At 72.7% G+C, this 12,134-nt stretch carries 11 protein-coding genes and 1 pseudogene; 7 read left to right on the plus strand and 5 right to left on the minus strand.

Annotation, left to right across the window (positions count from 1 at the left end; genetic code table 11):
• Positions 1–39: 39 nt before the first annotated feature.
• A complete protein-coding gene (locus ACQP60_RS20500; protein ID WP_429736421.1) occupies positions 40–2,415 on the plus strand; it encodes an RNA degradosome polyphosphate kinase in 2,376 nt (791 codons plus the stop codon).
• Between the two features lie 7 nt (positions 2,416–2,422).
• Positions 2,423–3,469: an NUDIX hydrolase gene (locus ACQP60_RS20505; RefSeq protein ID WP_429736423.1), complete on the plus strand. Its 1,047-nt coding sequence runs from the start codon at positions 2,423–2,425 to the stop codon at positions 3,467–3,469.
• Between the two features lie 22 nt (positions 3,470–3,491).
• On the opposite strand, the gene ACQP60_RS20510 is transcribed toward ACQP60_RS20505, so the two are convergent.
• The 3 genes from ACQP60_RS20510 to ACQP60_RS20520 form a co-directional block, all read right to left on the minus strand.
• Positions 3,492–4,496, minus strand: a complete 1,005-nt coding sequence (locus tag ACQP60_RS20510) for an inorganic phosphate transporter (protein WP_429736425.1) — start codon at positions 4,494–4,496, stop codon at positions 3,492–3,494.
• 2 nt (positions 4,497–4,498) lie between these two features.
• A complete protein-coding gene (locus ACQP60_RS20515; protein ID WP_429736427.1) occupies positions 4,499–5,119 on the minus strand; it encodes a DUF47 domain-containing protein in 621 nt (206 codons plus the stop codon).
• A gap of 303 nt (positions 5,120–5,422) precedes the next feature.
• Positions 5,423–6,022: a hypothetical protein gene (locus ACQP60_RS20520; protein WP_429736445.1), complete on the minus strand. Its 600-nt coding sequence runs from the start codon at positions 6,020–6,022 to the stop codon at positions 5,423–5,425.
• A 184-nt stretch (positions 6,023–6,206) separates the two neighbouring features.
• Between ACQP60_RS20520 and ACQP60_RS20525 the strand changes: the two genes are divergently transcribed.
• The 4 genes from ACQP60_RS20525 (at position 6,207) to ACQP60_RS20540 (ending at position 10,548) form a co-directional block, all read left to right on the plus strand.
• Positions 6,207–7,643 carry a sugar porter family MFS transporter gene (locus tag ACQP60_RS20525; RefSeq protein WP_429736429.1) on the plus strand — a complete coding sequence of 479 codons (1,437 nt, stop codon included), beginning with the start codon at positions 6,207–6,209 and terminating at the stop codon, positions 7,641–7,643.
• A gap of 211 nt (positions 7,644–7,854) precedes the next feature.
• Positions 7,855–8,328 carry a MarR family winged helix-turn-helix transcriptional regulator gene (locus ACQP60_RS20530; RefSeq protein ID WP_429736431.1) on the plus strand — a complete coding sequence of 158 codons (474 nt, stop codon included), beginning with the start codon at positions 7,855–7,857 and terminating at the stop codon, positions 8,326–8,328.
• Entirely contained in the window at positions 8,328–9,950 is a 1,623-nt protein-coding gene (locus ACQP60_RS20535; protein ID WP_429736433.1) for an MDR family MFS transporter, read from the plus strand. Before ACQP60_RS20530 ends, ACQP60_RS20535 begins: the two co-directional genes overlap by 1 nt.
• Positions 9,951–10,062: 112 nt before the next feature.
• Positions 10,063–10,548, plus strand: a complete 486-nt coding sequence (locus ACQP60_RS20540; RefSeq protein ID WP_429736435.1) for a MarR family winged helix-turn-helix transcriptional regulator — start codon at positions 10,063–10,065, stop codon at positions 10,546–10,548.
• A 79-nt stretch (positions 10,549–10,627) separates the two neighbouring features.
• Here the strand turns inward: ACQP60_RS20540 and ACQP60_RS20545 are convergent, their stop codons facing one another.
• Both ACQP60_RS20545 and msrB read right to left on the minus strand, forming a co-directional pair.
• Positions 10,628–11,383 (minus strand): tyrosine-protein phosphatase, encoded by a 756-nt coding sequence (locus tag ACQP60_RS20545; protein WP_429736437.1) that lies wholly within the window; start codon positions 11,381–11,383, stop codon positions 10,628–10,630.
• A gap of 52 nt (positions 11,384–11,435) precedes the next feature.
• Positions 11,436–11,840 (minus strand): peptide-methionine (R)-S-oxide reductase MsrB, encoded by a 405-nt coding sequence (gene msrB / locus ACQP60_RS20550; protein WP_429736439.1) that lies wholly within the window; start codon positions 11,838–11,840, stop codon positions 11,436–11,438.
• Between the two features lie 60 nt (positions 11,841–11,900).
• Between msrB and ACQP60_RS20555 the strand changes: the two are divergent.
• Positions 11,901–12,134 (plus strand): annotated as a pseudogene (locus ACQP60_RS20555) (hypothetical protein); the annotation flags it as partial.

Genomic DNA, 12,134 nt, shown 5'->3' on the forward strand with positions numbered 1-12,134 from the left:
GCGGGCTTCGTCACCCACCGTTCACCTATCGGTGCCACGATGGGGGGCATGACTGCGTCGCGCCCCCGAACGTCCCGGTCCCGCGACGGACGCGGCAGCTCCGCCGCACCGGGTTCCGTGGTGGCGGCCGCCGAGGTGACGGACAGCCGCCCGCGTTCCACGGCCGCCGCGCCGCCCCGCCCCCTGGACCCGCAGCTCGCGGCCCACATCGCGGAGCACATCGCGGAGGAGCCCGGCTCGCCGGACGACACCGTCCGCGCCGAGCCGGAGCCGCTGCCCGACGACCGGTTCGCGGAGCGGGAGCTCAGCTGGCTCGCCTTCAACCAGCGGGTGCTGGAGCTCGCGGAGGACCCGACGCTGCCGCTGCTGGAGCGCACCCGCTTCCTCGCGATCTTCGCGTCCAACCTGGACGAGTTCTTCATGGTGCGGGTGGCAGGGCTGAAGCGCCGCATCGCGACCGGCATCGCCGTCACCGCGGCGTCGGGCATGAGCCCGCGGCAGGTGCTGGAGTCGATCGGCGAGGGCGCGCACCGCCTCATGACGCGCCACGCGGAGGTGTTCCGCTCCGACGTGCAGCCCGCGCTGGACGCCGAGGGCATCACGATCGTGCACTGGGACCAGCTCGAGGTCCGCGAGCAGGAGCGCCTGCACAAGTTCTTCCGCAAGCAGATCTTCCCCGTGCTCACGCCGCTGGCGGTGGACCCCGCGCACCCGTTCCCGTACATCTCGGGGCTGTCGCTCAACCTGGCGGTCGTCGTCGCGAACCCGCTGACCGGCAAGGAGCACTTCGCCCGCGTCAAGGTGCCGCCGCTGCTGCCGCGGTTCATCGCCGTCGACGACCGGGGCCGCCCGTCGGCGCCCACCCCCACGCAGGGCGGCGGCACGCAGACGTCCTTCGTGCCGCTGGAGGAGGTCATCGCCCAGCACCTCGACCACCTGTTCCCGGGCATGGAGGTGCGCGAGAGCCACACGTTCCGCGTCACCCGGAACGAGGACGTGGAGGTCGAGGAGGACGACGCCGAGAACCTGCTCCAGGCGATGGAGAAGGAGCTGCTGCGCCGCCGCTTCGGCCCGCCCGTGCGCCTCGAGCTGGCCCACGGCATCTCCCCGCGCATCCGCGAGCTCCTGGTGCGCGAGCTCGGGGTGGCCGAGGAGGAGGTGTACGAGCTGCCCGCGCCCCTGGACCTCACCGGCCTCAACGTCATCGCCGACATCGAGCGCGCGTCGCTGCACTACCCGCCGTTCGTCCCCACGACGCACCGCCAGCTCGCCGAGGTGGAGTCCGCGACGCCCCGCGACGTCTTCGCCGCGATCCGCGAGCGGGACATCCTGCTGCACCACCCGTACGACTCGTTCTCCACCTCGGTGCAGACGTTCCTCGAGCAGGCGGCCGCCGACCCGGCGGTGCTCGCGATCAAGCAGACGCTGTACCGCACCTCGGGCGACTCCCCGATCGTCGACGCCCTCATCGACGCCGCCGAGGCCGGCAAGCAGGTGCTCGCGCTCGTCGAGATCAAGGCGCGGTTCGACGAGCAGGCCAACATCTCCTGGGCGCGCAAGCTCGAGGAGGCGGGCGTGCACGTCGTGTACGGGATCGTCGGCCTCAAGACGCACGCCAAGCTGTCGCTCGTGGTGCGCCAGGAGTCGGACGGGCTGCGCCGGTACTGCCACGTCGGCACCGGCAACTACCACCCGAAGACGGCCCGCATGTACACGGACCACGGCCTGCTGACGTGCGACCGCGACGTCGGTCAGGACCTCACGCGCCTGTTCAACCAGCTCTCCGGGTACGCCCCGCAGTCGCGCTTCCACCGGCTGCTGGTCGCGCCCCGCGCCGTGCGCACGGGTCTCATCGAGCGCATCGAGCGCGAGGCCGACGCCGCCCGCGCCGGGCACGAGGCCTGGGTGCGGATCAAGGTGAACTCCGCCGTCGACGAGGCCACGATCGACGCCCTGTACCGCGCCTCGCAGGCCGGGGTGAAGGTCGACCTCGTGGTCCGCGGCATCTGCGCGCTGCGGCCGGGCGTGCCGGGGCTGAGCGAGAACGTCCGCGTGCGCTCCATCCTCGGCCGGTTCCTGGAGCACTCCCGCATCTATGCGTTCGCGAACGCCGCCGGCCCCGCCATCGGCGAGGGGCCGGAGTCCGGCCCGGAGGTGTACATCGGCTCGGCCGACCTCATGCACCGCAACCTCGACCGGCGCGTCGAGGCGCTGGTGCGGATCTCCGACGAGGGCCAGGTCGCGGAGCTGCTCGAGCTCATGGACGCGTCCATGTCGGACGAGACCGCCACGTGGCACCTGCAGCCGGACGACACCTGGGTGCGGCACGCCGTCGGGCCGGACGGCGAGCCGCTCGTGGACCTGCAGGCCCGGCTCGTCGACCGCCACCGCCGTCGGCCCGAGCGGGTCCGATGAGGGCGCGGTGAGGGCGGCGCGGGTGCGCCGCGCGGCGGGCGCGACGGCGTCGCCGCTCGTGGACAGGCTGGGGGCGACGTCGGTGGAGCACGCCCCGGTGATCGAGTCGGCGGGTGGGCTCGTCTGGCGCGAGCGCGATGGGCGGTTGCAGGTGCAGCTCGTGCACCGGCCCCGCTACGACGACTGGTCGTGGCCGAAGGGGAAGCTCGAGCCCGGCGAGGCGCTGAACACGGCCGCCGCACGCGAGGTGGCGGAGGAGACGGGCAAGCCCGTGGTCCTCGGCGTCCCGCTGCCCGGCCTGCAGTACCTCACCCCCGAGGGACGTGTGAAGCGCGTGCACTACTGGGCGGCCCGGCGCGCGTCCCGCGACGGCGACGCCGCGGCCATCGCCGCCCGCCTCCCTGTGCAGCCGCCGTCGAAGGACGAGGTCGACAAGAAGGCGTGGCTGGACGTCGACGAGGCGGCCGCGCGCCTGACCCGTCGCGCCGACCGCGGGCCGCTCGAGGCACTCGTGCAGGCGCACGCCCAGGCTCGGCTCGCCACGCACGCCGTCGTCATCGTGCGCCACGGCAAGGCCGTGACCCGGCCCGCGTGGCACGGCGAGGAGCACGACCGCCCGCTCACCCCGGTGGGGCACGCCCAGGGCGCGGCCCTCGTGCCGGTCCTCGCGGCCTACGGCGTGACGTCCGTGGTCTCGAGCCGGTGGGAGCGGTGCGCGGCGACGATCGAGCCGTACGTGCGGGCGTCGCACGCCCGCCCCGAGCTCAGCGACCAGCTCGGCGAGGCGGAGCACGAGCGCTCGCCGTCCCGCGTCGCCGCGACGGTGCGCGACCTGCTCGAGTCGGGCCGGTCGTCCGTGCTGTGCACGCACCGCCCCGTGCTCCCGACGGTGCTGGACGTGCTCGGCCAGCACTCCCGCCGCTCCGTCGCGAACGTGCTGCCCTCGCGCGACCCGTTCCTCGAGCCGGGCGACCTGCTCGTCGCCCACGTCGCGACCACAGGCAAGGGGCCGCGCGTCGTCGCCGTCGAGAAGGTCACGCCGCCCGTCTTCTGACGCGCGGGTCAGGCCCCCGGCGTCACCCGAGGACGGGGTGCAGCAGCAGGGTCGTGATGGCGGCGACCAGGGCCGCGGCGGGGATCGTGAGCACCCAGGCGGCGCCGATGTTCTTCGCGACGCCCCAGCGCACGGCGGACAGGCGGCGGGTGGCGCCGACGCCCATGATCGCCGAGGTGATGGTGTGCGTCGTCGAGACGGGCGCGTGCAGGATGAACGCGTTGGCGTAGAGGACCAGCGCCGACACCGACTCGGCGACGAAGCCGCGCGCCGGGTCGAGCTCGATGATGCGCCGACCGAGCGTGCGCATGATCCGCCAGCCGCCGGACGCGGTCCCGAGGGAGATGGCGCCGGCCGCGGCGAGCTTGACCCACAGCGGGATGCCGCCGTCCGGGTCCGCCCAGCCGACCGTGAGCAGGGCCATGAAGATCACGCCCATGGTCTTCTGCGCGTCCTGCAGGCCGTGCCCCAGCGCCATCGCGGCCGCCGACGCGGTCTGCGCCAGCCGGAACCGGCGGGTGACGCGCGCCGGGGCGGCGTTCCGGAAGATCCACAGCACGGCGACCATGACGAAGTAGGCGCCGATGAAGCCGATCAGCGGCGAGAAGATCATCGGCAGCACGACCTTGTCGATGATCGCCTGCCCGTAGATCGGCAGCCCCGCCGCGAGCCCCGCGCCCACGAGGCCTCCGATGAGCGAGTGCGTGGACGACGACGGCAGCCCGAACCACCAGGTGATGAGGTTCCACACGATCGCGCCCACCAGCGCGCACAGCACGACCGTGAGGGCCGTGTGGTTGCTCGCGTCCTGCAGGTCGACGATCGACGTCGCGATGGTCTCGGCGACCTCGGTGCCCAGCAGGGCGCCGACGAAGTTCATCACCGCCGCCATGAGCAGCGCGACCCGGGGCGTGAGCGCCCGGGTCGAGACCGAGGTGGCGATCGCGTTGGCCGCGTCGTGGAAACCGTTGGTGTAGTCGAAGCCGAGCGCGAGCGCGACGACGAGGACGACCAGCGCCACCTCCACGGTCAGGACTCCTTGAGCGCGATGGTCTCGACCATGTTCGCGACACGCTCGAAGGCGTCGGCGCCCTCCTCGAGCATGTCGACGATCTCCTTGAGCTTCATGAGCAGCACCGGGTCGGTGGTGTCGTCGAAGAGCTCGGCGATCAGCTCACGGTGCAGCTTGTCGCCCTGGTTCTCGAGCCGGTTGATCTCGATCCAGTAGTCGGACAGCTGGTCCATCGAGCGCAGCCGGGGCATGGCCTCGGCGGTGAGCTCGGCGCAGCGCTGCAGCACCTGCACCTGCTCGGAGACCCGCAGGGGGAGCTCGTCGACCTTGTACAGGACGATGAGGTCGCCGGCCTCCTCCATGGCGTCCATGCAGTCGTCGAGCGCCGACGCCAGGCCGTAGATGTCGTCCCGGTCGAACGGGGTGACGAATGTCTGGTTCAGGCGCCGCATGATCGAGTGCGTGGCGTCGTCGGCGACGTGCTCCGCCTCGGAGAGCCGGCGGGCGATCGCGTCCCTCTCCTGCCGTGACGCCCCGAGCAGCTCCGCCAGGAGCGAGGCCCCCGTGACGTTGTGCTGCGCGAGCGTCGCCAGCATGTCGAAATAGGTCGTGTCGCGCGGTGTCAGGCGCAGGCGCACGTGTGGCTCCCGGATCGAGGACGCTGAGACTCTCACAGACTAGAGGTGGCCATCCTGGCGCGACCAGTTGAACGCGCGCTGAACGATTCCACCTGCTGGCTGCGGGAACTCGGGTGAGGTGCGACGCCGGACCGGGAGCGCCTCTCGGCGCGTGGCCGCTCGTAGCGGCTGAAGATGGAGCCCGGGGCTACCGCGGCCCGACGTCGCCCGAACATCGTAAGCCCGGGGGTCGGGGTGCTCCGAACACGCAGGTCAGGCCCGCCCGCACGTTCGCCCGCCGCCACGCCCGCCGCCCGGTCGTCGTCAGTCGAGCGTGCCGGCCCGCCAGCCCGTGGCGGCGCGCTCGAGCTCCTCGGCGGTGCGCACCAGGTCGGCGGCCCCGCGGGTCATGCGGGTCGCCCCGGCGGGGTCCGCGACCTCGCGGGCGTCGGCGTCGAACGCGGCCCCGGTGGCGAGGATGCGGCAGAACGACGCGGCCCGTTCCAGCGCGACGGCGAGGTCGCCGGCGTAGACGCCGGACAGGACGTCGTCCGCGAGCGCCCGCAGGTCCTCGGGGGCGGGCGGGCGGGGCACGCCGGCGACCGCCTCGTGCACGGGGGCGACGTCGACGCCGAGCCGGTAGCGCAGCCCCACGGTGCGCGGGTCGCGCCGGACCCACTCGCGCAGCACGTACAGCCGCCACAGCGCGCCGGGCAGCGACGCGGGCGCGGCGTCCGACCAGAGCGCGGCGACGACGTCGAGCCCTTCCCGCTCGACGAGTCGCACCAGCCGGTCCACGACCTCGGGGTCCTCGGCGGCCCGCGCCTGGTGCACGACGGCGCGCGCGGTGGTGTGCGCGACCTCGTCGCGCAGCGCGGGGTCGAGCGAGCCGGAGATCTGCTCCGCGGTCTGCGGGTCGAGCATGGCGGGTCGGCGGTGCCTGCGCGGCTCGGGTACGTCGTTCACGCCTCCAGTCTCACCCTTCGCGGGCTGGTCCCGTGGCGAGGCGGCGCGTCGGCCACGCGTCCGACCTGCTCAGCGCGCCGAAAGACGCACCCCGACCTAGCATCGAGTGACGCAAGGTCTGCCGAGCGGAGCGAGGACGATCATGACGAGCCCAGCACCAGGGACCGCGGCGCACGCCGCCCACCGGAAGGCCACCGCGCTCGCGTTCGCGGCGGCGGTCGGCGGATTCCTCTTCGGCTTCGACTCGTCGGTCATCAACGGCGCGGTGGACGCGATCGAGGGCCAGTTCGACCTCAACTCCACCGTGACGGGACTCGTCGTGGCCATCGCCCTGCTCGGGTGCGCGCTGGGGGCCTGGTCGGGCGGCAAGCTCGCCGACCGGTGGGGTCGCACGCACGTGATGGTGCTCGGGGCGGTGCTGTTCTTCGTCTCGTCGATCCTGTCGGCGATCGCCTGGAGCGCCTGGGACCTGGCGGTCTGGCGGTTCATGGCCGGCGTCGGCATCGGCATCGCGTCGGTGATCGCCCCCGCGTACATCGCGGAGATCGCCCCGGCCGCGATGCGCGGGCGCCTCGGGTCGCTGCAGCAGCTCGCGATCACCGTCGGTATCTTCGCGGCGCTGCTGTCGGACCAGATCCTCGCGACGGCGGCGGGCAGCGCGGCGAACGAGCTGTGGTTCGGCTGGGAGGCCTGGCGGTGGATGTTCCTCGTCGCCGTGATCCCGGCGGCCGTGTACGGCATCCTCGCCATCCGGATGCCCGAGTCGCCGCGATATCTGGTGACGAAGAACCGTGACGACGAGGCCCGCGCGGTCCTGGCGTCCGTGCTGGGCCCCGACGAGCATCCCGACGAGCGGATCGGCGAGATCCGTCGGTCGATCGCCGTGGACGAGGAGAACGCCGAGCTGGGCAGCCTCAAGGGGGACCGCTTCGGGCTGAAGCCGATCGTGTGGGTCGGCATCGTCATGGCGATCTTCCAGCAGTTCGTGGGGATCAACGTGATCTTCTACTACTCGACGACGCTGTGGCAGGCGGTCGGCTTCGACGAGTCGCAGGCGTTCCTCGTCTCCACCATCACCTCGGTGACCAACGTGGCCGTGACGTTCATCGCCATCGCCCTCATCGACAAGGTGGGCCGGCGGCCGCTGCTGCTCATCGGCTCCGCCGGCATGGCCGTCTCGCTGGGCCTGATGGCGCTCGCCTTCACGCAGGCGACCGGCAGCGGTGAGGACATCACGCTCGCGGCCCCGTGGAACGGCATCGCGCTGGTGTGCGCCAACGCGTTCGTCGTCTTCTTCGGCGCGACGTGGGGCCCGCTGATGTGGGTGCTGCTGGGCGAGATGTTCCCCAACCGGATCCGCGCGGCTGCGCTGGGCGTCGGCGCCGCGGCCAACTGGATCGCGAACTTCGCGATCACGCTGACGTTCCCGCCGATGCTCGACACGTTCGGCCCCGCGATCCCCTACCTCATGTACTGCATCTTCGCCGTGCTCTCGTTCTTCTTCGTGCTGGGCAAGATCCCGGAGACGAAGGGCGTCGAGCTCGAGGACATGGCCGGCGAGGCGTACAAGCGCGCCTGACGCCGCCCGGGCTCCCGCCCCACGGCCCGCGACCCCTCCACCGGGCGTCGCGGGCCGTCGTCGTGCACCGGGTGAAGTCCTCACCAGGACACTTGCTTGCTGCAAGCACCGGGAGTATGTTTGCACCCTGCAACAACTCGGTCCGCTCCCGGACCGCACCGCTCCGGCCACCCGGCCCCGAGCACTCACCCCTTTCAGCAAAGGCCCTGCCATGCCCGTTGACCGCACCGCGGCCCGTGAGCTCGTGGAGACGCTCGAAGAGCTCTCCCGCGCCCAGCGCGAGGCCGCCATGCGCGTGGCGCGCGACCTGGACCTCCCCCGAGCCGGCCTCGGGGCCCTCCACCTGCTCACACGGTGCGGGCGGGTCCAGATCACCGACGTCGCCGCGAAGCTCCGCGTCGACGTCTCCGTCGCGAGCCGTCAGATCAGCGCCCTCGTCGACGCCGGTCTCGTCGAGCGGACGGTGGACGAGGACGACCGGCGCGCCCGCTACCTCGCCCTGACGGACGCCGGCCGCGAGTTCGCGGAGGCTTCCTTCGAACGCATCGACGACCTCGTCTCCGAGTCGTTCTCCGACTGGTCGGAGAACGACCTCGCCGATGCCATCTCCCGGATCCGCAGCGTCGCGGCCGCCCTCACCACGACCCACGATCGCGCCACCGCGCAGGAGGAGATCCCCGCCTGATGAGCCAGTCCCCCACCCCGGCGCCCTCCGCACCGGGCCTGTCCGCCACGCCCGCACCGGCGATGACCCGCCGCGAGGTGCTCGAGGCCCTCTCGGGCATCCTCCTCGGCGTCTTCGTCTCGCTGCTGGCCACCACCATCGTCTCCACGTCGCTGCCGAAGATCGTCAGCGAGCTCGGCGGCTCCCAGCACTCCTACACCTGGGTCGTCACGGCCATGCTGCTGACGATGACGATCTCCACCCCGCTGTGGGGCAAGCTCGCCGACCTCACCAACCGCAAGGTGCTCATGCAGGTCGCCCTCGCCATCACGGTGGTCTCCGCCGCCGCGGCCGGCCTGTCGCAGAACATCGAGATGCTCATCGGCTTCCGCGCCCTGCAGGGCATCGGCGCCGGCGGCCTCACCGCCCTCGCCACCGTGCTGATGGCCGACATCATCAGCCCCCGCGAGCGCGGCAAGTACATGGGCCTCATGGGCGGCGTCATGGCCGTCGCGCAGATCGGCGGCCCGCTGCTCGGCGGCGTGCTCACCGACTCGATCGGCTGGCGCTGGACGTTCTTCGTCGGCGTCCCGTTCGCCGTCGCCGCGTTCATCGTGCTGCAGAAGACGCTGCACCTGCCCGCCCTCGCCAAGCGCGAGGTGAAGATCGACTACGCCGGCGCCGGCCTCATCGCCGTCGCCGTGGCGCTGCTGCTCCTGTGGGTCACCTTCGCCGGCGACCAGTTCGAGTGGCTGTCGTGGCAGACCGGCGCGATGGTCGGCGGCGCCCTGGTGGCCCTCGTCGTCGTCGGCTTCGTCGAGAAGAACGCCGCGGAGCCGATCATCCCGCTGCACCTGTTCAAGAACCGCACGTTCGTGCTCGCCGTGGTCGCCTCGGCCTCGGTCGGCGTCGCCATGTTCGGCACGGCGGTCTTCCTCAGCCAGTACTTCCAGCTGGCCCGCGGCAAGACACCGACCGAGTCCGGCCTGCTCACCATCCCGATGGTGGTCGGCACCATGCTCGCCGGCATCGTGCTGGGCCGGATCATCTCCAACACGGGCCGGTACAAGGCGATCATGGTGGGCGGCGCCGTCCTGCTGACCGGGTCGCTGTTCGGCCTGTCGACCATCGAGGTGGACACGAGCTTCGTCGTCATCTCGGTCTTCCTGTTCGGCCTGGGCCTGTCGGTGGGCGCCCTGATGCAGAACCTGGTGCTCGCCACGCAGAACACCCTCGACGTGCACGAGATGGGTGCGGGCACCTCCGGCGTCGCGTTCTTCCGCTCGCTGGGTGGCGCGATCGGCGTCTCCGCCCTGGGCGCCGTGATGGCCGCGCAGATCAAGACGGACCTCTCCACCGGGCTGGCGAAGCTGGGCATCGCGTCCGACGCGATGGGCGCGGGCTCGGGCGCGGTCCCCGACCTCGCCTCGCTCCCGGCGCCGGTGCAGACCGTGGTCGAGGGCGCCTACGCCGACGGCATCACGACGATCTTCCTGTACGCCGTCCCGATGGCCGTCGTCTCGTTGATCGCCGTCCTGTTCATCAAGGAGATCCCGCTGGGCCAGCGCTCCGGCATCGAGCAGGTGCTCGACGAGGAGAAGGCGGCCGAACAGGACCTCGCGCCCGTCGCCGAGCGGGCCTGAGACCGGCTCAGCGCCCGGACGGGGTCGATTTCACCCGCTGAGACCCTGTCCGGGCGCAAGTTCGCCTGCTGCGGCACTCCCGTTTGCCTCGGCGAAGCCTCATGATGGGCGCATGCACGACGTCGCCGCCCGCCCCCTGCCCGACCCGGCCACCGACCCGTTCGGTGCCCTCGAACGCGAGATCCGGGTCCTCATCCGTCGCGCCCAGTCGTCGGCGGCGCAGACCGCCCGGCGGGTGCACCCCGAGCTCGAGGCGTCGGCCTACCCGATCCTCGCGCACATCGACTCCCACCCCGGGATCCGCGGCTCCGACCTCGCCGCCCACTTCGGCGTCGGCCGGGCCACCGTGTCGCGTCAGCTGAGCCGGCTCGTCGAGCTGGGCCTCGTCCACCGCGAGGTGGACCCGGAGGACACCCGCGGGCAGCGGATCACCCTGACCGCCGACGGCGCCCAGCGCTTCGCGAGGGCGCGGGACCGCCGCATCGCGATGTACAAGGACGCGTTCGGCGACTGGGACGAGTCCGACGTCGCGCAGCTCGCCACCCTGCTGCACCGCTACTCCGAGGACTTCGTGCGCTGGCGCGACACGCGCTCCTGACCCGGGCGTCCGGGGGAAGCACGCCGCTCGAGCCTGTCGGGACCCGTCCCGACGGGCTCGAGCCGTGTCCGGGGCCGGGTCAGCCCTCGAGGAGACGAGCCCCCAGCGCGTCCAGCGTCTCGCCGCTGCCACCGTGCGCCCGGAACCAGCCGGCCGCGCCGCCGTCGTGCTCCGCGAACCGGTCGAGCACCGTCTCGATCGCCCAACCCGGCGCGGTGACGAGCTCGGGCGGCAGCTTCGCGAGCACGTGCGCGTCGGGAACGGCGAGGTTCGCCGTGACGGCGGCGCGCGCCAGCACCTGCGGCATGTGCGGGCCGGTCCGCTCGTAGTCCGCGACGATCGCGGCCCGGTCCACGCCCAGCAGCGACAGCACCAGCGCGACGGTCACCCCCGTGCGGTCCTTGCCGGCGGTGCAGTGCACGAGCACCGGGGCGTCGTCGGCGGCGATCAGCCGCACCGCCTCGACGAGGTGCCCGGCGCCCACGCCGTCGAGCATCTGCAGGTACACCTCGCCGAGGCCGGGCACCGGCGCCGGAGCGGTGGCGCCCTGCATCGCCGTGCCGTCCAGCAGCGGCAGCGGCACCACGTGCGCGACGCCCGTCAGCGGGTGCGGCTCCCCGTTCTCCCCGGGGTCGCGCAGGTCGAGCACCGTGCGCGGCGGCCACGCGATGTCGTCCGGTGGGACGTCGCCCGAGCGGGGCGCGTCGGAACGCAGCAACGCCCCGGGCACCAGGCCCGGGGCGGCCGTCGCGACGTCGCGCAGGTTGACGAGGTGGTCGGGCACGGACGCCGGCGCGGCGGTCCAGGCCGCGACGGCGTCGGCCACTGAGGGCACTGAGGGCACTGAGGGCGCGGAGTCGGTCACCCGACCGACCCTAGCCGGGGGCTCAGCCCTCCGCGGGCTCGAACGTCAGGCTGAGCGAGTTCATGCAGAACCGGTCGCCGGTCGGCGTCTGCGGCGCGTCGTCGAAGACGTGCCCCAGGTGCGAGCCGCACCGGGCGCAGCGCACCTCGGTGCGGACCATGCCGTGCGACCGGTCCTCGAGCAGCTCGACGGCGTCGCCGGCGAGCGGCGTGTAGAACGACGGCCAGCCGCAGTGCGAGTCGAACTTGGTCTCGCTGCGGAACAGCTCGTTGCCGCACGCGCGACAGCGGTACACGCCGACGCGCTTCTCGTCGAGCAGCTCACCGGTCCAGGGCCGCTCGGTGCCCGCCTGCCGCAGCACGGCGAACTCCTGCGGGTTCAGCTCGACCTTCCACTGCTCGTCGGACTTGGTGACTTCGTACGTCATCTGACACCTCCGTCGTGCTCAACCCGGACCGGCGTGCGCGTGTTCCACCCTGAATGTGCTGTGAGCGCGACGTCGGGGACTCATCGCGCGCGGATAGTCCCCGAAGCCGCGCTCACAAGGCATCGGGGGTCAGGCCGCGGGCGCCGAGCCGCCCTGGCCGCGGCCCCGGCCGCCGCGGCGCCGGCGGTCGGGACGGCGGCGGCGACGGCCCTCACGCCGGGCGACGTGGCGACGTTCTTCGGCGCCTCGGCCGCGTTCGCGCTCGCCGTCGCCGACGTGCACGGCATCGAGATC

It is taken from the genome of Isoptericola variabilis (genome assembly GCF_050311655.1).
GTDB classification, from domain to species: domain Bacteria; phylum Actinomycetota; class Actinomycetes; order Actinomycetales; family Cellulomonadaceae; genus Isoptericola; species Isoptericola variabilis.